The following is a 22,679-nucleotide window of genomic DNA, read 5'->3' as shown; positions in this document are numbered from 1 at the left end:
CTTAATGAGTTCTATAGTTGATCGGATAGTCCCAAAGCAACGAAAGATGTCAACAAAAGTTGGCGGGTTGCTGATAATCGTGGGGGAGACAATGTTCCTTTTCTCACTGCTGAATTTCCTGATGATAACAAGGCTTCAGTATTATAGTTCAGGGGACAGTTTCATGAGAACACTTTTCCCTCATTACCTCTTCTTCCTTGCAGCATTATTCATTGCTGCATTCATAGGCATGTGGCTGACCTATGTGTATGTGTTCCCAAGCAAACAGCGATTTGCACAGGAACAGGCCATCAAGGATGACAGAAGTCCTCTTTTTAACAAGGTGCTGGACATCGAAAGTGATATTGAAGAACTAAAAACTGCTGTCATTGAGCTGTCTAAAAAGATGGATCACATGGCTGAAAAATAAAACCGTTAATTATCCATCAACAATGACAATCGAGATAGACCCTCTTATTGATGAACCTGCACTTGTGGTAAGCAATGATACAAAGGCACTGATAATTGCCGATGTGCACTTAGGGATAGAGTGGGATCTCTACAGAAGTGGCTTTTCGATTCCAAGCCGCATGAAACATGGTCTTGAGAGGATCCTTGGTTATATTGAAAAAGTATCTCCTGACAGGATAATCCTGCTTGGTGATGTGAAGCATAATGTTCCCCAGATATCCTGGCAGGAGCGGGACGAGATCCCGTATTTCCTTTCAGTGCTCTGCGACCATGCAATGGTGGATATCTTTCCAGGGAATCATGACGGTGGTATTGAGTACCTGCTGCCGGAAAGGAAGAATATAACCGTACATCCTGTACGTGGTTCTGTAATAGAGGGTGTGGGATATTTCCACGGGCATACCTGGCCTGACCCGGCTCTGCTCTGCGCAAAATACATAATCGCCGCTCACAATCATCCTACTATTCGTTTAACTGATTCACTGGGGTATGCCACAGTTGAGCAAAGCTGGATTCGGACACATCTGAATTTATCTGCACTGCAGGGACATTTCATAAGTCAGGACCTGAAGAAGGAAAACGGCAACTGGAACGACCCGGAGTTGATAGTCATACCGTCGTTCAATGAACTATGTGGTGGTGTTGCTTTCAATGAATCTCTGCATGATGACCTGCTTGGTCCTCTGTTCTCATCAAAAAGTGTGGATATTGACAATGCGCAGGCCTATCTTCTGGACGGAACAAATCTCGGGAAACTGAAAAATATAAGAAAACTGGAAGAGAGTAAGATGCGTCCCTCAGGAAGAAAAAGAAAGGGAGCTAAAAAATGAGTTTCGACAATCTTTTCGATTCATTCGACCCACGGATACAGGATGCTCTTGAGAAACAGGGTTTTAAGGCTCCGACTGAACCTCAGGAAAAGGTATTTCCATATATACTCAGAGGTGATCACACATTTCTGATTGCACCTACGGGTTCGGGTAAGACCGAATCTGCAGTCCTTCCCATATTTCATGCTATACTTGCCAAGACCCAGGAGCAAAGAATTGGGATATCAGTTCTTTACATTACTCCGCTACGTGCTCTTAATCGTGATATGCTCTCGCGTATCCAGTGGTGGGGAAAGGAGCTTGGTATTGATGTGCAGGTCAGGCACGGTGATACTTCCCAGTACGAGAGGCAGAAGCAGTCAAAAAAGCCGCCTGATTTTTTAATAACAACTCCTGAAACTTTGCAGGCAATGTTCACAGGTTCACGCCTGCGTAAGAACCTATCATATGTAACCCACGTTGTTGTGGATGAGATCCATGAGATGGCCTCTTCCAAAAGGGGTACTCAGCTTGCAGTGGGTCTTGAAAGACTCGTAGAACTTTCAGGCGAGTTCCAGAGGATCGGGCTTTCGGCAACAGTGGGAAATCCGCAGGAAGTGGCAAAATTCCTTGCAGGGTCAGAGAGGGAAGTTTCCGTAGTTTCGGTTTCCATGCTCAAGCTTCTGGAGTTCAGTGTAGTGAATCCGCAGGTAACAGAAGATGATGTGGCACTTTCAAAGAAGCTGGCCTGTGATGTTCAGTTCGCTGCACATCTGCGTTGTGTCAGGGATATAGTCCTGAATAATGTTTCTACTCTTGTTTTTGTAAATACAAGACAAAGTGCTGAAGCTCTGGCAGCGGGTTTCAATATGCTGGAACTTCCCATTGGCGTTCATCATGGTTCCCTTTCAGTTGATTCACGTATCGAGGCAGAGGAATCATTCAAGAGCGGGGACCTCAGGGGTCTGATATGTACTTCATCAATGGAACTTGGTATTGATATTGGTAACGTCGACCACGTGGTCCAGTATGGTTCCCCGAGGCAGGTTTCAAGGCTCTTGCAGCGTGTGGGACGTGCAGGACACAGGATACATGAGATTTCCAGGGGTACTATAATTTCCATGGATGCAGACGATGTTGCAGAAAGCATGGCTATATGCAAGCTGGCTATGGAAGGAAAAGTAGAGTCTATTTCCCCTCATATGAATTCCCTTGATGTGGTGGCTAATCAGCTTTCAGGAATGGTTCTTGATTTCGGGGAAGTTGAGATAGATAAAATATACAGTATCCTGAAACGTGCATATCCTTTCAAAGACCTGCGGATAGAGGTTCTCAGAAAAGTAATCAGTCAGATACTGGATTATCGGATGGTCTGGCAGGAAGAAGGGTCGGATTCTATCAGTCGCAGGAGAAAAAGCTGGCAGTATTATTATGAGAACCTTTCCATGATACCGGATGAGAGGAAGTACGAAATATTCGATATTGTCACCGGCAGACCGGTTGGTGTTCTTGATGAGGCATTTGTCATTAATTTTGCAACCCCTGGTGCTGTTTTCATTACCAAGGGTGCTATGTGGAGGGTCATTGAGATGGTCAGTGACCGTGACAGGATAAAAGTAGAACCTGTAAGGGGTATGGGAGAAATTCCAAGCTGGGTTGGCGAGGAGATACCTGTACCATTTGAGGTTGCTCAGGAAGTAGCAAACATTCGTTCCTTTGTTGCTGGTATGGTCCATGATGGAAAAGATGATGAGTATATCTCAAAGGAGGTTTGTTCTGTTTACCCTCTGGAACCTGAAGGTCTGGAGGAGTTGCTTTCTGTACTGAGAGATCATGTCGAGGGTGGTTATCCATTGCCTGACCAGCATATGTTCGTTATCGAGAATGACGGTGATGCAGTTCTTATAAATTCATGTCTGGGTCATAATGCAAATGAAACACTGGCAAAAGTCCTAACTTCTCTGCTTGCTGCAAGATATGGAAGTAGTGTTGCACAGGAGATCGATCCTTACAGGATAAGGATGACACTTCCACGCAGGATAAAGGCAAAGGAGATAGAGGTTCTTTTAAGAGATATTCAGCCGGAACATATTGAACCTATCATTGAGATGACCCTGAAGAATACTTCCCTGATGAAGTGGAAGATGGTGCATGTTGCCAGGAAGTTCGGTGCTCTTAGCAAGAATCTTGATTATGATAGAATTAGCATGAAGAAACTTCTTGAGATTTATCGTGACACTGCAATGTATGATGAAGTCATAAGGGAAATATTCCATAATATGCTTGATGTGGAAAGGGTTACGGAGATTCTTACAAGACTTTCCTCGGGGGATATTCTTGTTGTTGTCAGCAGTTCAACACCAATAGGCAGTTCCGGTTTTTCCATGAAACGTGACCTTGTAGCTCCTGAAAAAGCTGACAGGTCAATTGTCATGGCTCTGAAGGAGCGTATCATGAATGACAATCTGATACTTTTCTGTGTTCATTGTAAGAAGTGGACCTCAAGAAGAAAGGTGAAAAATGTTCCTGACAAAATAATATGTCCGGTTTGTGATTCCGGGCTTGTAGCTGCTTTGAAGCCATGGGAGGAGGAAGAGATAAAGCTGGTGAAAAAACAGGAGAAGGTCACTTCAAAGGAGGATATCAAACGTATTCGCAGGGTCTACCGCAATGCCAATATTGTGATGACTCATGGGAAGATGGCAGCTATTGCACTTGCAAGCAGGGGTGTAGGTCCGGAAATGGCAACCAGGGTGATACAAAAAATGCGTCATGATGAGGAGGCTTTCTACCGTGACATACTGATTGCTGAAAGGAACTATGCCAAGAATAAGAGATTTTGGAGCTAAATTGCTTTTATCTGTAAGGCTATTCGGATAGATAATGTTAATATAAAAAAAAGTACAAAATTTAAATGTGTAGGGTTTTTTGACCTATGGATTTATAGATGGGAGGCTAAATATGCAATCGTTTATAGTTGAACATTACCTGCAAAAGAAGATTGATATCTATTGTGGTGGACCTGACAGATTCTATGGTGTTGTTGAAGCATGTGCTGATGGTGTTCTGACCATAAAGGACAATGATATGTACACGCACATTGCCATTGATAAGATCATTGCGATTTGGAGTGATGGGAAAAAGTAATAAAAGGTATTTAATAGTTGATAATACTTTTCAAATTATTCTTCATTTGAATCAATTGCTTTAATTTTTTTCCTTGTTTAATCCAATAGCTTTATATCAGATGATTACTCCCAGCATATTTTTCCTTGTTTTCTGCATCCCTCAGCTTTAATCTAATAATTCTAATCCAATAGCTTTATATCCGATGTCACTTAAATCAGGGTGACTAAATCTACTCAACAGAGAAGGATTCATTATGAACATGAAAGAAAGATTACTCAAAGCATTAAAAGGCGAAGAAGTTGACAAAGTTCCAGTTCTGACCGTAACACAGTCCGCTATTGTTGAGCTCATGGACCAGACTGGTGCAGCATGGCCAGAAGCACACAGCAATGCAGAAATGATGGCAGACCTTGCAATCGCATCATACGAAGTATGTGGTCTTGAGGGTGTAAGAGCTCCATACTGTCTCACAGTACTTGCAGAAGCAATGGGTTGTGAAGTCAACATGGGTACAAAGAACAGACAGCCTTCAGTAACCGATCATCCATATCCAAAGGGCGTTGACAATCTTGCTATGCCAGAGAATCTCCTCAGTGTAGGCAGAATTCCTGCTGTACTTGAGACCATGAAGATAATCAGGGAGAAAGTAGGAGATGAAGTACCTATAATTGCAGGTATGGAAGGTCCAGTTACCCTCGCATCCGACCTCGCAAGTGTAAAGAAGTTCATGAAATGGTCAATCAAAAAGCCAGAAGACTTCAACACAATTCTTGACTTCGCATGTGATGCATGTATCGAGTACGCAAACGCACTCTTCGATGCAGGCGCAGATGTTGTCAGTGTACCAGACCCAGTAGCCTCACCTGACCTGATGTCACCAGACACATTTGACAAGCAGCTCAAGCCATTCCTTCAGAAATTCGCTGATGGTGTAAAAGGCCCAATGATTCTCCACGTTTGTGGTGACGTTTCCCCAATCCTTGAAATGATGGCAGACTGCCACTTCATGTCAATCAGTATTGAAGAGAAAGTCAAGGATCTTGCAGGCGCAAAGGCAAAGGTCGGCGACAAGGTCACAATCTGTGGTAATGTTTCAAGTCCTTTCGTTCTTCTTGCAGGCGATGAGGCAACTGTTAAGGCAGCTGCAACAAAGGCTCTTGAAGACGGCGTTGATGTACTTGCACCAGGCTGTGGAATTGCACCTGATACTCCAGTTGCAAACCTTAAAGCAATGGTCGAAGCAAGAAACGAATACTACGCATAATTTTTCTAAACAGACATACCATAGTTCACTATGGTCATGTCTATATTCTTTTTTTATTCGATTTGTATTAATTACATTCCATTGCTTTCGTTTTTATTATTCAGTGTTAACATAACGTTTTAATATGACTTAGGCACATCTCTAAATGCTCAAATGTTATTTGTGCTACTAGTTCGTCTTTTGAAATTTAACTTTGGATTTTTAATTTTAAAATGGAGATATATTATGCACTATAGTCTGGGAATTGATGCTGGCGGTACGTATACGGATGCTATTCTGGTAAGGGATTCAGATGCTTCTGTGGTAGATTCTAATAAATCGCTTACGACATATCCTGATCTTGTGGTGGGCATCAGGAATGCGATTGATGGACTTGATTCGCAGTATCTTAAAAATGTAAATCTTGTATCGGTTTCCACGACTCTTGCAACAAACACAGTGCTTGAGGGTACTGGAAGCCCAGTAGCTCTGATTCTTGTGGGAGAACATCCAATTAAGGGCGAATTCCCGGCAGAACATGTGCTTTCAATTCCTGGTGGTCACGGTTTTAACGGTGAGGAAATTGAAAAACCTGATATTGGCGCAGTACGGAAATTTACTCAAAAGATCAAAGATGATGTTGCTGCCTTTGCAGTTTCATCTGTTTTCAGTATTCGAAATCCCCAGCATGAACTGGCAATTACTGATGTGATACATGAACTGACGGGATTACCGGTAGTTTGTGGGCATGAACTTTCTCAGGATCTTGGTGCATATGAAAGAGCAGTAACTGCATCTTTAAATGCTCAGTTACTTCCAATTTCACATAAATTTATCCGTTCTGTTATTGATGAGATCAAAAGAAAAGATATCGATGCCAGATTACTAATGCTAAAATGTGACGGTACTGTTGTAGGTTTGAAAGATGCGTTGGATAAACCAGTTGAATCCATTTTTTCCGGGCCAGCTGCAAGTCTTGTTGGAGCATCATTCCTTTCAGGCAAGGAGACCTGTGCGGTAGTGGATGTTGGTGGAACGAGCACCGATGTTTCAGCAATAACCGACGGGGTTCCGGAACTGTCTGAAACAGGGGCTATTGTAGGTGGATGGAAAACCAAGGTCCGTGCAACAAGGATGGAAACTTCTGCAATGGGGGGGGATAGTCATGTATGGACATGTTCTAAAGCATTACACATTGGGCCAAGGAGAGTAATTCCTCTTTGTCTTGCTTCCTCTAAGTACCCCGGATTCCTGGAAAAATTGAAGAAAAACGTTGTTCCTATGAGAAGCGTGCTTGACAGGAATATCCAGCCCACAAAATTCTTCATGAGGTCAGGATTTGAAGCCATTGGTCTTAATGAGTCGGAAGCTGAGGTATACAAGGTAATTGGTGATGAGCCAATGAGCTTTAATGAAATCACCAGTTTGTCTAAAAAGCATCCCTCTACTATTATGATAGATTCTCTTATTCAGAAAAGGTTGATACAAGCAATTGGTTTTACTCCGACAGATGCTCTCCATGTACTTGGCGATTATACTTTATGGGATACTGAAGCATCAAAAGTAGGGGCGGATAAACTTAGGAATCTTTATAAGATGGAAATCCTCGAATTCTGCAATGAGGTAAAAGATATTGTGGCCAGAAATATGGCTTTCAATCTGATGTCCTATATTCTTTATGATGTTGAAAGATCAGGTATTAAAAACATAGTTGATGGGAAATTCAATGCAAGATTTAAAGTAGATGTTCCTGTGGTTTTACTTGGTGGTCCTGTTGCTGCTTACCGGAAGAATATGGAGGACATAATTGATGCGGAAATTATCATTCCTAAATATGCAGAAGTCGGGAATGCTGCAGGAGCTCTTTTTGGAAAAGGCATCAAAAGAATCGAGATTGTTATAAGGCCGATCTCAGTTGCTGATCCTGATGCAGGCTACATGGTATTTTCCCCAATTGGAAGGAAAGATTTTGAAAAATATCATGATGCTGTAGGATATGCAAACAAACATGGGAAACATATGGTCCTTGATTATATGGGTGAATGTGGTGTAAGTAAGGATAATATTGACATCAAAATGACAAAAAAGACCTTTTCACCAGAGGATTGGAAGCATGCTCCTCTTGAAACCACAATTACAATTTCAGGTGTGGGTTATCCTAAGAAGTTTATATTGTAATCTTTTTTTATTTGACTACAATTTTTCTTTTTTATATAAGTCTGAAAAACAGCATACTTTACAGTATGGATTTTTATTATTGGAAGTAAAAAAAAGAAAAAAGAAACAAGTTCTAAATTTAGAACTTGTAGTTTGCGTCTGGTCTGAATACAGCGACCTCTGCCTTGTATTTCTCCATGCTGTCGCTCATGAAGGTTTCTGATTCGTCGGTCATTGCTTTGAGTGCTGCCTCTGCGTCTGCAAGTGCACCAAGCTCAAACTTGGACATGACGAGTTTCTTGCTGTCTGCATCGTTGAGGATGTCAACACATGCAATTGCTGCGTTCTTTGCACGGAGGTAAAGGTCGTCTCCGTCCTTTGCGATTGCCTCTCCTACCTTGTATGCATTGTCGTATGCAAGAACATATCCCTGTGGGTCTCTGTACTTGTCAGAGAGTACGAGGATGTCACGAAGCATCTTTGCATTTCCGGTCTCTGTTGCTACGTTAAGCATTGCTGCATCGTAGTTCAGGGATTCGGACCAGCACTGTACTGAGGTACCACCGAATTCTGCATGGTATTCTACAGATTCGTTTGACCAAAGGTCACAGCACTGCATGACAAGGTTACCCATTACGTCAGAGTGTGCGCATGTTGAGGTCTTTCCTTCCTGTGCGATTGGGCATCCGGTGATGGACTTTACGATTGTGTTCTCGTATCCACAGTCCTTTCCTGGTCCCTGTGCGCCTGCTTCATAGCCGGCGAGTGTTCTTGGTGCGGAAATTGCTCTTGCGATGATTGCAAGGGTGTGTGCAAGGTTCTTGTCGAGGAGACCACCTGCAATAAACATTGCAGTGTTTGCCTGTGCACAGTCTGTGTCACCAGCTGCAACTCTGCCCTTCTTGTCTGCGATCTTCCTGATGTCGGACCAGATCATGGTCATGTCAATTGAGCCGAGACAGCCAATTGCGTAAATGAGACCAGGTACATCGTTTCTAAGAATTGCGTAGTCGAGAATTTCCTTACCGCCCATTGTTTCGATGGACAGGAAGTCAGCTCCTGCGTCTGCAACAGCTTCGAATGACTCCATAAGGGTGTCATACTTTCCGCCGATGAGTGCAAGAAGGTCACGGTCTTCACGGATGTCACCAGGTGTATGTCTGAGACCTGTCTTGATTCCGTATTCTTCGTGGTATTCTTCCATGATGGTCTTCTGTACGTGAGCGACTTCTCCTCCCCAGTCTGGGTTGTTGGTCATCTGCTCAACGTGTTCTGTTTCAAGTTGGATTGCTGGGAAACCTACCTGTACAGCTCTTGCCATGATGTCGGTTGTAAGTCTGCGGTACTCTGAAACAAGTTTCTCTTTAGAGACACCAGCTTCTGGTCTTGGTGCGTAGTTAACTTCTGCTGTTACGTATCCTGCACCGATTTCTAATCCTAATTCTGCTTTGACTGGGTAAACTGACTTACCGAAGATCATGTCGTCAGCAGCTTTGTATGCCATTGATGTGTATCTTTTTACCATTTCGCTCACTCCTTAGTGTTTGTGGAAGGTCTCCTTGAGTTGTGCAAGTCCTTTTCCTGCAAGGATTGCTTCTGCCATCTTTGGTGCATCTGCTGCTTCTTCTCCATATACACCGAGTTCGTACTGGGTTACGAAGTCCTGGTTTACTGCTCCGCCACCACACTGGAATGGTATCTTGATACCTGATTCGAGGAGTCTGTCATTTACTTCTTTGAATGCATACATTGTTGTTGTCATCAATGCTGTTCCGGTTACCATCATTGGGCTTTCCTTCTTTACAGCTGCGATAACTTCATCAACTGGGCAGTCACGGCCAAGGTCAACTACTTCAAAGCCTGCTGCTCTGAGGAGTGCTGCTACAATTGTCTTACCGATGTCGTGTACGTCGCCTTCTGCTACGTGGCAGACGATTGTGCCTTTTGGTTTAGGTGCAGATCCGCCCTGTTCTTTACAGAACTCGATACCCTCGAGCATTGCGTCTGCTGACATCATAACGTTTGGCAGGAAGATTACACCCTGGTCATACAGGTCTGTTGTGATCTTCATTCCGACCATGAGCACATCATCAATGAGTGCTATTGGGTCTGCTCCGCCCTCGATTGCCTTCTCAAGACCTTCGATTACGTCGTCCTCTTCTCCATCGAAGATTGCAGCACAGATTGTTCTTGCTGGTTCTGCACTTGGGTACAGCTCAGCTGCTAACTCTTCTGGTGTCTGTGCCTTTTCTTTAGCAACATTATACCTAACTAATATTTTACTTGGGTCTATATCCATCTAATTCTACCTCCTTAGATCTAGATACTTCCTGCCACTTGTCATACGTTCAAGTGAAGTATGCTGTAAAGCAGCAGATGGTTATCCGTTGGCTTATGACTTTGTATGATATAGCAAAAGTCTCCACAACTGTTTGCTAATTAATCTTTAGTCATTGGCTAACTTCATCTTTCCACATAACCACGTATTCCAGATATGTATATAAATGTAACGGTTTTGTATATTTATAATAGATCACAAATACAAGTGCGGTATATATTTTTACACAGTACTACCTGTTTTCTGTTTTTGTTACGTATTATGGTTCTAATATCTGATTATATTTATACAGTATATGCTTTACTTATTTGTTTTATTTATAATTAGGTGGTAAAAAAACATGACTGTACCAGTTAGTTTTAAATAGTACTGGTTGTTTTTGTCATTTTCTTGTATGTAAGTAAAGTTTGCTTGTTATTCTATTTTTTATGTATTTATTAATATATTTAATTAAAAAGTGAAACAATATAATTTATTCGTAAAAAATGCGGAATAACTTTTCTAATTATTCTTGTTTTTCCATTATTTTTAGAATCATAACTATTTCTTAATCAATTGTTAACCGTTTGATTTAAGTATCGTCAAAAGTCGAAGTATACATAGTGGATTTAAGAAAATCTACAAAAAATGTGCCTTTCATCTGTTTATGCGTAATACTTATATAATATTTCACAGCAGCGCAGATTTCCTCTATTTGTTGATAATACCATCCTGTTTTTGATCTATCAACAAGGGAATAATTATCCCTACGCAATTTAAAAAAATAAAAAAAGAAGGTACAGGCTTTATTTGAGCAAACCTGTATCGTAATCAATTGTTATTGATTATGTCAATTGGCTGTGGGTGCCCATGGGCATGATCATGCTTATGTGGCTTGTTGTGCTTGAAAGTGATCTTATTGTCATTTAGCTTCTCTGAAATAGTGTCATTTACTACACCTACAAGCTTTTCATGGTCAATGCTCGAAACCGCGGAGAGCACTTTAAGTCGGGGCATATCTCCAGTTACATCGATCACTTCCATTGTCACGTCCTGATCATAAGCAGTAAGGTTTGTCTTTACGGTATTTGAATCAGATTCTATGAACAACTTGATATGACCCACAAATTCCGGACTCAGCTCGATAACTTTTGATTTGATAGTGTCCATTATCTCAGTTGCAATGTTTTGTGCAAGTTCGGTGTTAATTCTATCATTTATAGAGTACTCTGTGGCATAACTGGCTATCCCAGATGCCTCAATAGAATTAAGTGTTTCTTCTACCGGTTTACCTGTTACCTCATCGATAATTTGGGTATCAGGGCTGGTAGTATGGAATTCATGCATTGCTCGATTTTCAGGGACCTCGGTCATTGCAAGTTTCACAAAGTTGTCCCAATGTTCATCTTTCTTGGATGCGGAAAGCAGTACCACCTTTGCCTTAGGGTTCAGTTGTTGCACGGATGCTTCAATGATAGGGATACGAATCTCATCGATGAGGTCTATCTTATTAATACCCAATATTTCAGCATCGATTATCTGACGCATGGCAAAATTCTTTGCTTCTTTCATCAACTGCTTGAATCTGCTACCATCTATAAGTGTAACAAGAGGCTGAACAGTAGCACCCTTCAGCTCCATTAACTCAACATCGTTCTTGATGACTTCAGGGAATGCGATCCCGGTAGGTTCTACAAGTACGATATCCGGATTGTAATCCCTATAGAGGAGGGTCATTGTGGCTTTCATACTAACCTTAAGAGTACAACAGATGCATCCGTTTGTTATTTCTTGCATATCAAGACCGTACTTGGAGATGACATCCCCATCAAGACCTACTTCACCGATCTCATTAACAATGATTGCCACCTTATGACCGGCATCACTGAATTCCTTACCCAATCGTATAATGGTTGATGTTTTTCCGCTACCTAAAAATCCGCCTACTACAAGTACTTTCATATTTTTTGCCTTCTTTTAAAAAATTAAAAAAAATAAATTATGCTGATTGCTCCAGCACAGTAAGGTTCTCCCATCTGAATGTCTCCTTTGGACATGCGTTAATGCATCTCTTACAGTTTGCACCATCACAAAGGTCAGAACTGATCATAACAACGCCCTCATCATCGATCGTTATTGCGTCGTTTGGACAGACCTTTATGCATTTTGGACATTCAGGGCATTCAACCTTCATTGTCAGGAATGTACCAACACGCTCGAGTACTTCAAGTCCTTCATCACCAAGTACGGGGATATCTTTCTCTACAAGTTTGGTGACCTTTGTGGTGCCTTCAGGCAGGTCTATTTGTGGAAGTCCCTTTTTCTTCAGGAATTTTTTAAGCATCTTGAAAGGCATTCCTTCGCCCCAATATGATATTTCCTGGATATATGCTTCCTTGAATGCAGGGTCAGTTGCAAACATAACGTGATTGCTTACTATTTTTGATGCCATTTCCTGAAGTTCCCAGAGTCTGTCTTCTGATAAAAGTATCTCTCTTGCAACTATCAATGATGTGTTACCTATCTGTATTACTTCTTCGACATTATATGGGACCATACCGACCTGATGTGCCTTCGCAGCATCCATATAAGTTCCAGCAGCACCGGACATGTATGCTTTTTTAACATCGGCTACTTGTATTCCTGCCGCATTACACAATGCAAGGTGTCCTGAACGGATAGCACCCATTGCAAGTCCTGCCGCTTCAACATCTTTCTCGAAGAACTTGATTTTGTCCTGAAGGTAAAGCATGTGGTCAGGAGTGTTTATTTTTGGAAGCTGGATAATTCCATTCTTCATTCCTGCTTCGATGATAGCAATGACACCTGTTCCGGTGATTCCCATTGCTTTAATTGAGTCATCCTCAATTACATCTCCATTTTTAGGGTTTATGAGTTGGGCTTTGACAGTGTCCATCTCTTCATTAAGTACGTAATTGCGTATGTTATTATTTTCAAATTCAACATCAGATATTACAAAAGGTGATGCAAGTTTCCCGTTTTTGATCTGCTGACCTTCAAGTGCAGGGCCTGCTGCAGCTGAACCGGTGTAGATGGTTCCTTCATGAATGAGTGCCATCTCAGCATTAGTTCCATAATCAGTGGCAATTGCTGTATCCTTTGTATCCATGAACCCTGATTTTATAATAAGTGCAAGTGCATCGGCACCAACTTCGTGTCTGATGGCTGGTGGAACAACAAGTTTTGCATTTGGGTAGACTTCTAGTCCTTTAATCTCTGAACAATCGATGATGCGAGCATTCCTTTCCTGGTCCTTGATATTCAGCTTTTCTTTTTTCCTCTCGCCTGCATATGCAAGATCATCTATTGGGATTCCCTGGAAAATAGAAAGCTGAATCGGGTTTCCACAAATGGACATTCTTTCCAGTTCTTCTGGTTTAATGCCCAACGTTTCGATGACGTGCTTAACTGCATTGACGTGCAAGCCTTGAGCAAGTTCCAACCCATAAGTAATGGCGAAGTCCAGATGGTCCATAACATTTGCCCCTGGGAGCGGGTTACGGAGAGTGATGACAGTCTTCTGGATATCACCGGTATCAAGGTCGATTTTCTGTGCTCTTATGCCACTGGTACCTATATCTATTGCAACTCCAAGTTTCATTTGAATCCCTTTTATATCCTTTTAAAAATTAATACCGTACTATCTGTGTCCGAACTTAAAAATATATGTTGCGGTAATTTTAGTCTCTTATTATCATTATTTAAACTGATTGAAGTACATATCGAAACCGCTAAATTTCCACAGTACTATGGTCTATTTTCTTTATGATTGAATATATCTAAAAACATCAGAAAATACTATAATGGGTACAGCCTGATTCTTCAACTTCATTCATTATAATAGAATACAGTCGACACTTGTTGAATATTCAGCTGCGGCATATCTTTTCACCTTTTTTGGTCAATTGGTATGCTTTCCCTGTAAAGTCCCCATTATTGGTTGAACATGCAGATGCCGCAGAGCATGAGCAACAAGTGGATGACTTTGGTCCTGAATTGTTGCAGACTTCAATGATATAACCCATATGTTCCAGCATAATGAGCCTATCTTTGATGCTACCCTGGTCAATACCAAGTTTTTTTGCTGCTTCCTGGAATGTGCAGTTGTCAACAAAAAGACTTCCCAGTGTTTCCCTTATCATTTCAACAACCCTCCTTCAAACATGTCTTTCCATTTGCTGAATGCAAGCAGTGGAAGGAGTGCCAGATATATTCCCGGTCTTAGATCGCTTAGAGGTGTCCAGCCTATGTAGTCCTCATTTTTAATAACGTATGCTTCAAGCATGTTTCCTGTGCTTACAAGCATGTATATTGTTGCAAAAATAAGTGCTATCAGGACGCCTACGTAGGCATAGGATACACCTTCATATACTCCCTGACGCATTTCCATAACGCCGTATATGAATACCGTTCCTATTAGCAGCAGGACAAATGCGCCTATGGTGTCAGCAGGTATGAATAATACATCCGTAAATGGGATGTGGGTATTCGGGCCCATAAGAATCCTGCCCAATCCTGCTGACAACTGAAGCAAGCCTAAAATGATATATAAGGAACCTGTGATCATGGAAAATATCATTGCTGACCTGGTGTCTGGTTTATCGCTTACACTCTCCCTGTTAATAGCCAAGTAACCTTCCTCCCTGGTAAATTATGAATGCTGTGATCCATGCTACGCCGATTCCGTATATTATCGCGAATACTGTCCATTTCCATGAGCCTGTTTCTTTTTTGATGACTCCTACAGTTGCAATACAGGGCATATATAGCAAACTGAATGCCATTAAGCTAAGTGAACTGAGCGCAGTGATCCCGGAGTCTGCCAGGAGCCTCTCACTAAGTACTTCTGAACTATCACCTGATCCATAAAGAACTCCCATGGATGCCACAACAATTTCTTTAGCGACCAGTCCGAATATGAGTGCAACTGATATCTTCCAGTCAAAACCCAGAGGCTTGAGAAATGGTTCAACTGCGTGACCCAGACTGCCAACATAACTATCCTCGCTTCCGTATTCCACACCCCACGGGAAAGATGCCATTACCCAGATAACCACAACACCCACGAGTATGATGGATCCTGCTTTTTTTATGTACATGAAACCGTTGTCCCACATGTGCATAACACTTGCCTTAAGGGTCGGGACGCGGTATGGGGGAAGTTCCATTATAAATGGTGCCGGTTTCCCCTTTACGATAGTTTTCCTGAGTAGTTTTGCAGATATGATCGCAATAACAATACCTAATATGTACATTGCAAATATGACAGTTCCTGCCTGTCTTCCAAAGAATGTGCCTGCGAACAACACATATATGGGTAGTCTGGCTCCACAGGAAACGAACGGTACTATAAGTATAGTAATAAGCCTGTCCTTTTCATCCTCTATACTTCTGGCAGCCATGATAGCTGGTACATTGCAACCGAATCCCATAAGCATGGGTATGAATGACTTGCCGTGCATGCCTATCTTGTACATCAATTTATCCATGATGAATGCGGCTCGTGCAAGGTAACCGCTACCTTCAAGCAGCGATAAGAGGAAAAATAATATGAAAATATTCGGAACGAATACGAGTACTGCCCCGACACCGCCAATAATTCCATCACCCACAAGTGATGCCAGCCATTCGGGTTGAAGACTGGAGGATATGTAGTTAGCGAACCACGTGGCCGTGATGTCTATCATATCCATGAAAGGTGTCGCAAAGGCAAATGTAAGTTCGAATGCACCCCACATTAATGCTAGAAATATTGGGATGCCAAGATATTTGTTAGTTAGTACCCTGTCAATCATGTCGGATTTAGTCAACGTATCATTGGCTCTGGTACACATTTGGGGGAAGATCATATTGATTGCAAGATAACGCTTGTCAGCTATTTCAGCTTCATATTCTTCCTGATCGATTGCATCAATGATCTCTATTGTCCTGTCATATACTGGACTGTTGGAAATCTTCTCCCTGACATTGTCATCACCTTCAAGAAGACGTATGCTTACCCATCTTAGGGGATATCTTTTATCGCGTTTCTCATCCTCACTTAATACCTTCTCAATTTCAAGGATCTTGTCTTCTATCTCATTACCATATCCAATTTCATGGCCGTGATGCGGTTCTATTTCTTTTTGTTCGATAACTTTGTCCAGAAGCTCACAAATACCTTTTTTCTGGGTTGCGACGGTCCTTATTATGGGTGTTGCAAGAAGCTCCTGCATCTTATCAATGTAGATACGGTCTCCTCTTTCCTCGGCAATATCGCACATGTTGAGGACAATGAGTATCTCTGAACCAAGTTCCATAAGTTGCGTGGTAAGGTAAAGATTTCTTTCGAGGTTAGACGCATCTACTACCTGGATCACTACGTCCGGCTTTTCCTCGATAATATAATCTCTTGCAACGATCTCATCCACGGAGTATGCAGTGAGACTGTATGTTCCGGGGAGATCAATAACTTCTATGTCATATCCCTTGTATGATATCCTGCCGCTTTTCTTTTCGACTGTGACACCGGGCCAGTTACCAACATGCTGTCTGGAACCGGTCAGCGCATTAAAAAGCGTGGTTTTACCTACATTTGGGTTTCCTGTAAGTGCTATCTTTATCTCCCTGTCTTCCATGGAGCGATCCTCTGAGAATAGTTATAATATATGTGCCGTCATCTCTAAAAGATTCGGTAGAGATCCCGGATCAAAGTCTATTAATAAATATCTGTCTTGCTTCTTCTTTTCTGATCGATAAGTGATAACCCTTTATCCTGTAATCCATTGGGTCACCAAGGGGTGCATTCCTGACAAGCTCAATTTCTGTACCGGCAACCATCCCCATGTCAAAGAGTTTTCTTCTTGCAGGACCTTTTACCCTTACTTTTGTAATCCTGGCTTTCTCTCCGGGTTTAAGCGTGTCAAGTGTTGTCTCCTGAATATCGAGCAAATTATTCCCTGTCCTTTTTGATGATAGCAGTAATCCATTTTTTTTATATTTAGTAATTTCGCATTACCTAATTTGTTTCTGTATGCAAAAAACATAAATCATGTGTACTTTCAATTGTGCTTGTTGAACAGCTAATAAAAAAGTTTATGCGAAAAATGACAGATAAGTAAAGTTCGGTTCTGATCTATTCTTTTCTTTTTCCATGAACCGGGCAGGTATCCTTTGCAGCCGGGGTACAATTAATATACTCGCCTGTTTCGCGGTAGTGGCTGAAGTGGTCAAGCCAGTACGGTCCATCTTCCTTCATAGTCATGAATTCGACGAACTTGGTGAGTATCTCAAAGGTTTCAGGAGTGAGCACATGCTCTATTTTGCAGGCATCATGGTCTGCAATCTCTTCATTTAGACCGAGAATTTGTAAAAAGTCCCTGATGACACTGTGTTTTTCCATGGTACATTTTGCAATTTTCTCTCCTTCAGGGGTAAGTGTGACTCCGCCGTATTTCTCGTAATTGATATACCCCATCTTGGTGAGCTTCTTGAACATCCCTGTGACACTGGGTGAACTAAGTTCAAGCTCCCTTGATACGTCCTTAACCTGTGCATAGCCTTTTCTTTCAATTATCTTCTCGATTACTTTCAGATAATCTTCGGTTCTCTCAGTTGTCATGTAAAAAACTACCTTTTTTTGGGATGCCTATTCTTGTTAGTGAAATGAGATATAGGTTGTATATAAGTATGTCTATACTCTTCACCAACAGTGTGGTTTATTTTATAGGGTACTATCTCTGGAAAAGCCTCTTTCATCTACTTTTTAAGATATGCTTCTAACCTTTCCATGCCTTCCTTGATATTCTCAAGGCTGTTTGCATACGAGAAACGTAGGTGCCCCTCTGCTCCCTGGCCGAAATCAATTCCCGGTGTGACGGCAACTCCGATATCTTCCAGTATATTTCTACTAAGCTTTAGGGAATCATTTCCAAATTTACGGGCATCTGCAAGCACATAGTATGCACCCTTTGGTTCCGTTTTAATCCCAAAACCAATCTCTTTCAGTCTTTTAATCAGGTAAAGGCGTCTTTTGTTGTATGTTTCAATCATTTCCTTTATCTGTTCCTGAGGACCTTCAAGAGCGGCGATACCTGCATGCTGGACGAATGTATTAGTTGAAATAAAGAGGTTCTGCTGGACCTTTTGCAATGTTCTTATGTACTGTTTAGGTGCTATGAGATAGCCAAGTCTCCATCCTGTCATGGCATAGAGTTTTGAGAAGCCGTTAAGCACGAAGGCATTGTCAGTATACTCTAATATAGTATGGTCTTCACCTTCGTAGACAAGCCCCTGATATATCTCGTCAGATATTATTGGAACTTTTCCGGCAACTTTTGCAAGTTCTCTAAATGTTGCTTCAGGCAGGACCTGACCTGTTGGATTGGATGGTGAATTGATAAGTATCGCTTTTGTTTTCGGATTGATGTGTGCGGCAATTTCATCCGGCTGTAACATGAAGCCATTTCCTTCATTGGTATAAATGAAATCAGGTACTCCTCCTGCGGTTGTTACAAAATTAGGATAACAGGCGTAATGAGGATTTGACATGATTATCTCATCCTCCGGGTCAATGAGTGCCAGGAAAAGCAGGAGCATGGCAGGACTTGTGCCGGATGTCACTATTATCTGATCGGGGCTGATATCTACGTTGAATTTGTTCTTATAGTTTGTAGCTATGGCTTTCCTTAGTTCTATAAGTCCTTGGCTATGGGTGTATTTTGTGTTGCCTGAGCACATTGCAGCCTTTGCCGCATTACAGATGTGCGGAGCAGTGGGGAAATCGGGCTCTCCTATTTCAAGGTGAATAATGTTTTTGCCCTCTTTTTCAAGCTGTTGTGCCCTTTCAAGTACTTCCATAACGTAAAAAGGCGGAATGTTTTCAACTTTTCTGGATAACATGGTACTCATCATTGCTAAGAATTATAAGTTCAGGATTGAGTCACAGCAATAAAAGATTTTTGTTCACATAGGAACACTGGTAAAAAAAGAAGCTGGCAGGAATGTGCCAGCAATGTGTATCTATTTTTTAAATGGTTGTTTTATCTACTTCTTTGCTTTTGCATACTCAACCAGAGCTTCCTTGATTCCCCACTTGAAGGCTACAACAACAGCAAGTCCCCAGGCAAGTGGACCAACAAACAGGTAGAAGATGCTTGTGTCTATGAGCATTGCATCAAGAGCAAGCATTATCACAACGAATGCAAGGAATCCGCGAAGAGCCGGAATCCATATGTTACTTCCTTCGACATTCATTTTCTCAAGCATGCTTCCCATGTAGTCTGCAAAGAGATCAATAGCCAGTAGTCCTATCAGCAGTATTATTACTCCTGCAAAGAGATTTGGCAGGTAGTTCAGGATTGATTCTATAACTGCTGCTATCATGTAAAGTTCAAGGATATTAAGAGCGGCTGTGATAAATATAAGGTAACCAAATGCCCTTACGATCCCGGATATGATTCCCGAAATCGTCATATTACTTGAACTCATTGCGCTTCCAAAACTTGTCTTTGATATATGCTCGTCAAGCCCGGATGCAACCAGTACATTCTTTATAAGGTCTGCAAAGAAATCAACTATTAGCAGTCCGATTATAAGTATTACTATCGCAGAAAGTATCAGTGGTACATAGAGTATTATCGTTGTGATAAAATCTGCAACTATCTGGATGTTTAGAAGATCTATGATTATGACTGCAAATATCAAGTAGATGAACCACCTTATGGCAGCTTCAAAGAATTCTACGGTTGTGATCTGCGTTCGTGATATCATTTTTCCTATAGATGTCTTGTCTATCAGTTCGTCAAGCCCAATCTTGTCAAGTATCTTCGATCCTATTTTTCCAATTGCCTTTCCAGCTATCAGTCCAATGATCAGCAGTACTATAACTGCTATTAAAGTAGGAAGGAAAGCTATCAACTGGTCTATCATAGTGTATACACTATCCATTATCGGCATTGTAGCCATATTTTCACCCCATATGTTTGTTCTGTGCCGGAATATTTCCGACTATAACCCCGTTTTTATAGAAACATCTCTTTTTAATTCGTAACTATTCAGCCTGATAAAAACGCTATCAATAACAATCTTGACAAAAAGTTGAAACGTAAATTTCATTAGGATCATTTATTTTGATTGTTGCTATTGATTGCTTTTTTGATTGTTAGATTGTTAGTGAGCAGACATCTCTATTTCGATGAAATCAGTACCAATAGGCAAATCGTGCCAGGCTGAATAGTTACAATAAAATAAAATAAAATAAAATGCTATCAAATTGACCACAATAAAGATAGCACCAAATAAAGATCAAAATAAATCCACTAAAAAAGTAGAGTGAAAAATCACTCAAATATTACCTCATTCTCCGCTGCCCATGCAGGCTGGTCTATAGCTAAGAACTCAAGATCAACATCCCCGGTGTTTTCCGTATGCTGCTTTGAGTTTGCAGGTATGAGGACAAGTTGCCCTTCACTTAGCTCAAACGGTACATCTTCTATATAGAGCATACCTTCACCTGCAAGAACATAATATACCTCAGGATTCTTCATCAGGTGAAGCTCAATGGAACCGCCCGGTTTTATCATTACATGAGCAATACTGTAATCCACATCCAGGTCCCTGTCAACCATTGCCGGATGGAGAACATTACCAAGAGAAACATCTCCAAAGCGCACGAAATGTTCATCGCTTCCATCTTCAAGGATGTTGCTGTAAACATAGTCATCTACATAAAGACCGGAATGCACGAGGTATGTCTGGTTACCGATAGAAGTCCTCTTGACAAATGCGGACTTCTTGGAAGGGGTAGTCTCGCCTGGTCTTGGCCAGTAGTAATTTACCCATCCCTCTCCTTCTTCGCTTAAAGCAGTGTCAATGAACATTCTGCCTAAAGGCTCACCATTATAATCTTCAAGATCGAGCACACTTTCCCCCTCACCGCTTACTTTTGGAGGGAACACAATACGTATTCCTTCAGTATTCCAGACGGTGATGTAAGAATCATTGTGATACCACGGGCTGTCCTTTTCCCTGAAATCATCAAATGCCAGCTCTCCTTTTTCATCTATTAACTCAATAGCAGAATTGACCAGTGACATCCTGTTCTCTTTCTGGGATAATAGTTCGTTCTGATCGTCTTCAATTATTTGATCTAATGTTTCATCGACCTGTTCACTATGATCATCATCTGTGGATGTGTCATCAAACTGGACACAGCCAGCAGCCACCACCAACAGTGCAGCTATCAAAAGAATACAAAGTACTTTCTTAAAACCATTCACAATATAACACCTGCTAAATTAGATACAAACATGAAATTAATAATCTTAATTATAAATTACAAACTATACTAATTGTTTAATGCTATATTTAACTTGCCAATTATTTAAAAGAGATGAGATAATTACATTCGAAACGTCTTAACTGTACCTTTTTCATTTTTGCAAATAACCTTGACCCTCAAAGCAACTTAATTCATATAGATGAGGATTTCGATAAACTACCATCAATACCCATACAATTTAATAAAATATAAATAATAGCAAAGCAAATTTACTATTATGGATTCTTTTACTGATTTTGCCTTAAATGAAGAATATAAGCGTCTCCAATCTGTCGGAGATAAGCTTGCTGAAATTGAATATTTAGTAGATTGGAAGCCTTTTCGCCCTATTCTGGAGTCAATGTACATAAACAGAACAGCTTCAGGCGGACGGCCTGAAGCTGATGTTATTGTAATGTTCAAGATGCTTGTTCTGCAACAATGGCATGGTCTTTCTGATGCTGAGCTTGAAAAGCAGTGTATTGACAGGATATCCTTTAGGAAATTCCTGGGATTTCCTGAATATGTACCAGACAGTACAACTGTCTGGTCATTCAGGAAGAGAATTATCGACAATGGTAAAGAAAAAGCGGTGTGGGATGAAATGCAGAATCAGCTTGATGCTCTTGGTTTGAAGATTAAAAAAGGAATGATCCAGGATGCAACTTTTATTCACTCAGATCCAGGACATGCAAAAGCAGATGTACTCAGAGGAAAAGATGCGAAAACAAGAAGAAGCAAAGATGGAACCTGGACTAAGAAAAATGGTAAATCTCACTTTGGATACAAACTTCATACAATTATTGATAAGGATTATGAACTAATCAGAAGATTTGAGACAACAACTGCATCACTTCACGATTCACAGGTTGATCTGTCTGAAAAGGGTGAAGTGGTGTATAGAGATAAAGGATATTTTGGAGCAATAGCAAAAGGTTTTGCAGCAACAATGCAACGAGCTGTAAGAGGACATCCTTTAGGAATAATGGATATCCTCAGAAATGAAAGAATAAGTGTGAAAAGAGTCCCTTGCGAAAGAGTGTATGCAGTGACAAAAGAAATATTTAAAACCAGAAAGGTTCTTGTTACAACTGTAGAAAGAGTGAATGCAAAAATGTTGATGACAGCTTTTTGTTTTAATCTGCATCAATTGAGGACACTAAAAACCAAAGGAGTAATTTAGGATAGCGGGAGCTATACTAAAAATAAGGATTAATGAAGAGAAATAAACAAAATGATAAAAAATGAGAGGAT

19 protein-coding genes are annotated in these 22,679 nt (G+C 41.1%); 7 read left to right on the top strand and 12 right to left on the bottom strand.

Annotated elements, in window-relative coordinates:
* Positions 1–46 precede the first annotated feature (46 nt).
* The 6 genes from WN948_RS12000 to WN948_RS11975 all read left to right on the top strand — a co-directional run bounded on the left by WN948_RS12000 (position 47) and on the right by WN948_RS11975 (position 7,809).
* The gene (locus WN948_RS12000; protein ID WP_342304435.1) at positions 47–409 is read left to right on the top strand and encodes a hypothetical protein; all 363 of its coding nucleotides are present in this window, start codon (positions 47–49) and stop codon (positions 407–409) included.
* Positions 410–431: 22 nt separating this feature from the next.
* Entirely contained in the window at positions 432–1,280 is an 849-nt protein-coding gene (locus WN948_RS11995) for a metallophosphoesterase (protein ID WP_342304434.1), read from the top strand.
* Positions 1,277–4,108, top strand: a complete 2,832-nt coding sequence (locus WN948_RS11990; protein ID WP_342304433.1) for a DEAD/DEAH box helicase — start codon at positions 1,277–1,279, stop codon at positions 4,106–4,108. Before WN948_RS11995 ends, WN948_RS11990 begins: the two co-directional genes overlap by 4 nt.
* Positions 4,109–4,220: 112 nt before the next feature.
* On the top strand, positions 4,221–4,406 hold the full coding sequence (locus WN948_RS11985) for an MM0924 family protein (RefSeq protein ID WP_342304432.1): 186 nt from the start codon (positions 4,221–4,223) through the stop codon (positions 4,404–4,406).
* Between the two features lie 235 nt (positions 4,407–4,641).
* Positions 4,642–5,652, top strand: a complete 1,011-nt coding sequence (mtaA, locus tag WN948_RS11980; RefSeq protein ID WP_342304431.1) for a methylcobamide:CoM methyltransferase MtaA — start codon at positions 4,642–4,644, stop codon at positions 5,650–5,652.
* A 225-nt stretch (positions 5,653–5,877) separates the two neighbouring features.
* On the top strand, positions 5,878–7,809 hold the full coding sequence (locus WN948_RS11975) for a hydantoinase/oxoprolinase family protein (RefSeq protein WP_342304430.1): 1,932 nt from the start codon (positions 5,878–5,880) through the stop codon (positions 7,807–7,809).
* A gap of 118 nt (positions 7,810–7,927) precedes the next feature.
* Here the strand turns inward: WN948_RS11975 and mtaB are convergent, their stop codons facing one another.
* The 12 genes from mtaB to WN948_RS11915 form a co-directional block, all read right to left on the bottom strand.
* On the bottom strand, positions 7,928–9,313 hold the full coding sequence (gene mtaB / locus WN948_RS11970; protein ID WP_342304429.1) for a methanol--corrinoid protein co-methyltransferase MtaB: 1,386 nt from the start codon (positions 9,311–9,313) through the stop codon (positions 7,928–7,930).
* A 12-nt stretch (positions 9,314–9,325) separates the two neighbouring features.
* Positions 9,326–10,087, bottom strand: coding sequence for a methanol--corrinoid protein MtaC (gene mtaC, locus WN948_RS11965; RefSeq protein WP_342304428.1), 762 nt, complete (start codon positions 10,085–10,087; stop codon positions 9,326–9,328).
* An 849-nt stretch (positions 10,088–10,936) separates the two neighbouring features.
* A complete protein-coding gene (locus WN948_RS11960) occupies positions 10,937–12,067 on the bottom strand; it encodes a GTP-binding protein (RefSeq protein ID WP_342304427.1) in 1,131 nt (376 codons plus the stop codon).
* 37 nt (positions 12,068–12,104) lie between these two features.
* Positions 12,105–13,727: a methylamine methyltransferase corrinoid protein reductive activase gene (locus WN948_RS11955; protein ID WP_342304426.1), complete on the bottom strand. Its 1,623-nt coding sequence runs from the start codon at positions 13,725–13,727 to the stop codon at positions 12,105–12,107.
* A 268-nt stretch (positions 13,728–13,995) separates the two neighbouring features.
* On the bottom strand, positions 13,996–14,268 hold the full coding sequence (locus tag WN948_RS11950; RefSeq protein WP_342304425.1) for a hypothetical protein: 273 nt from the start codon (positions 14,266–14,268) through the stop codon (positions 13,996–13,998).
* On the bottom strand, positions 14,265–14,756 hold the full coding sequence (locus WN948_RS11945; RefSeq protein ID WP_342304424.1) for a hypothetical protein: 492 nt from the start codon (positions 14,754–14,756) through the stop codon (positions 14,265–14,267). The genes WN948_RS11950 and WN948_RS11945 overlap by 4 nt, the downstream gene beginning before the upstream one ends.
* The gene (gene feoB / locus WN948_RS11940) at positions 14,746–16,743 is read right to left on the bottom strand and encodes a ferrous iron transport protein B (RefSeq protein ID WP_342304423.1); all 1,998 of its coding nucleotides are present in this window, start codon (positions 16,741–16,743) and stop codon (positions 14,746–14,748) included. The genes WN948_RS11945 and feoB overlap by 11 nt, the downstream gene beginning before the upstream one ends.
* A 70-nt stretch (positions 16,744–16,813) precedes the next feature.
* Positions 16,814–17,056, bottom strand: a complete 243-nt coding sequence (locus tag WN948_RS11935; protein ID WP_342304422.1) for a FeoA family protein — start codon at positions 17,054–17,056, stop codon at positions 16,814–16,816.
* 184 nt (positions 17,057–17,240) lie between these two features.
* A complete protein-coding gene (locus WN948_RS11930; RefSeq protein ID WP_342304421.1) occupies positions 17,241–17,726 on the bottom strand; it encodes a metal-dependent transcriptional regulator in 486 nt (161 codons plus the stop codon).
* A gap of 137 nt (positions 17,727–17,863) precedes the next feature.
* Positions 17,864–19,006 carry a pyridoxal phosphate-dependent aminotransferase gene (locus WN948_RS11925; RefSeq protein ID WP_342304420.1) on the bottom strand — a complete coding sequence of 381 codons (1,143 nt, stop codon included), beginning with the start codon at positions 19,004–19,006 and terminating at the stop codon, positions 17,864–17,866.
* A 144-nt stretch (positions 19,007–19,150) separates the two neighbouring features.
* Positions 19,151–20,071, bottom strand: coding sequence for a hypothetical protein (locus WN948_RS11920; protein WP_342304418.1), 921 nt, complete (start codon positions 20,069–20,071; stop codon positions 19,151–19,153).
* A 374-nt stretch (positions 20,072–20,445) separates the two neighbouring features.
* Positions 20,446–21,384 carry a cache domain-containing protein gene (locus WN948_RS11915; protein ID WP_342304417.1) on the bottom strand — a complete coding sequence of 313 codons (939 nt, stop codon included), beginning with the start codon at positions 21,382–21,384 and terminating at the stop codon, positions 20,446–20,448.
* Between the two features lie 279 nt (positions 21,385–21,663).
* Between WN948_RS11915 and WN948_RS11910 the strand changes: the two genes are divergently transcribed.
* Positions 21,664–22,608 (top strand): IS5 family transposase, encoded by a 945-nt coding sequence (locus tag WN948_RS11910; RefSeq protein WP_342303665.1) that lies wholly within the window; start codon positions 21,664–21,666, stop codon positions 22,606–22,608.
* Positions 22,609–22,679: the final 71 nt, after the last annotated feature.

Source organism: Methanolobus sp. ZRKC5, assembly GCF_038446525.1.
Taxonomy (GTDB): domain Archaea; phylum Halobacteriota; class Methanosarcinia; order Methanosarcinales; family Methanosarcinaceae; genus Methanolobus.
The sequence above is the reverse complement of the archived record's forward strand: the minus strand, read 5'-3'. Positions and strand labels throughout refer to the sequence as shown.

Excerpts from the sequence above, each read along its gene's own strand:
- WN948_RS12000 (WP_342304435.1), top strand. The coding sequence starts at position 47 with ATGTCAACAAAAGTTGGCGGGTTGCTGATAATCGTGGGGGAGACAATG.
- WN948_RS11995 (WP_342304434.1), top strand. The coding sequence starts at position 432 with ATGACAATCGAGATAGACCCTCTTATTGATGAACCTGCACTTGTGGTA.
- WN948_RS11990 (WP_342304433.1), top strand. The coding sequence starts at position 1,277 with ATGAGTTTCGACAATCTTTTCGATTCATTCGACCCACGGATACAGGAT.
- WN948_RS11985 (WP_342304432.1), top strand. The coding sequence starts at position 4,221 with ATGCAATCGTTTATAGTTGAACATTACCTGCAAAAGAAGATTGATATC.
- mtaA (WP_342304431.1), top strand. The coding sequence starts at position 4,642 with ATGAACATGAAAGAAAGATTACTCAAAGCATTAAAAGGCGAAGAAGTT.
- WN948_RS11975 (WP_342304430.1), top strand. The coding sequence starts at position 5,878 with ATGCACTATAGTCTGGGAATTGATGCTGGCGGTACGTATACGGATGCT.
- mtaB (WP_342304429.1), bottom strand. The coding sequence starts at position 9,313 with ATGGTAAAAAGATACACATCAATGGCATACAAAGCTGCTGACGACATG.
- mtaC (WP_342304428.1), bottom strand. The coding sequence starts at position 10,087 with ATGGATATAGACCCAAGTAAAATATTAGTTAGGTATAATGTTGCTAAA.
- WN948_RS11960 (WP_342304427.1), bottom strand. The coding sequence starts at position 12,067 with ATGAAAGTACTTGTAGTAGGCGGATTTTTAGGTAGCGGAAAAACATCA.
- WN948_RS11955 (WP_342304426.1), bottom strand. The coding sequence starts at position 13,727 with ATGAAACTTGGAGTTGCAATAGATATAGGTACCAGTGGCATAAGAGCA.
- WN948_RS11950 (WP_342304425.1), bottom strand. The coding sequence starts at position 14,268 with ATGATAAGGGAAACACTGGGAAGTCTTTTTGTTGACAACTGCACATTC.
- feoB (WP_342304423.1), bottom strand. The coding sequence starts at position 16,743 with ATGGAAGACAGGGAGATAAAGATAGCACTTACAGGAAACCCAAATGTA.
- WN948_RS11930 (WP_342304421.1), bottom strand. The coding sequence starts at position 17,726 with ATGACAACTGAGAGAACCGAAGATTATCTGAAAGTAATCGAGAAGATA.
- WN948_RS11925 (WP_342304420.1), bottom strand. The coding sequence starts at position 19,006 with ATGTTATCCAGAAAAGTTGAAAACATTCCGCCTTTTTACGTTATGGAA.
- WN948_RS11920 (WP_342304418.1), bottom strand. The coding sequence starts at position 20,071 with ATGGCTACAATGCCGATAATGGATAGTGTATACACTATGATAGACCAG.
- WN948_RS11910 (WP_342303665.1), top strand. The coding sequence starts at position 21,664 with ATGGATTCTTTTACTGATTTTGCCTTAAATGAAGAATATAAGCGTCTC.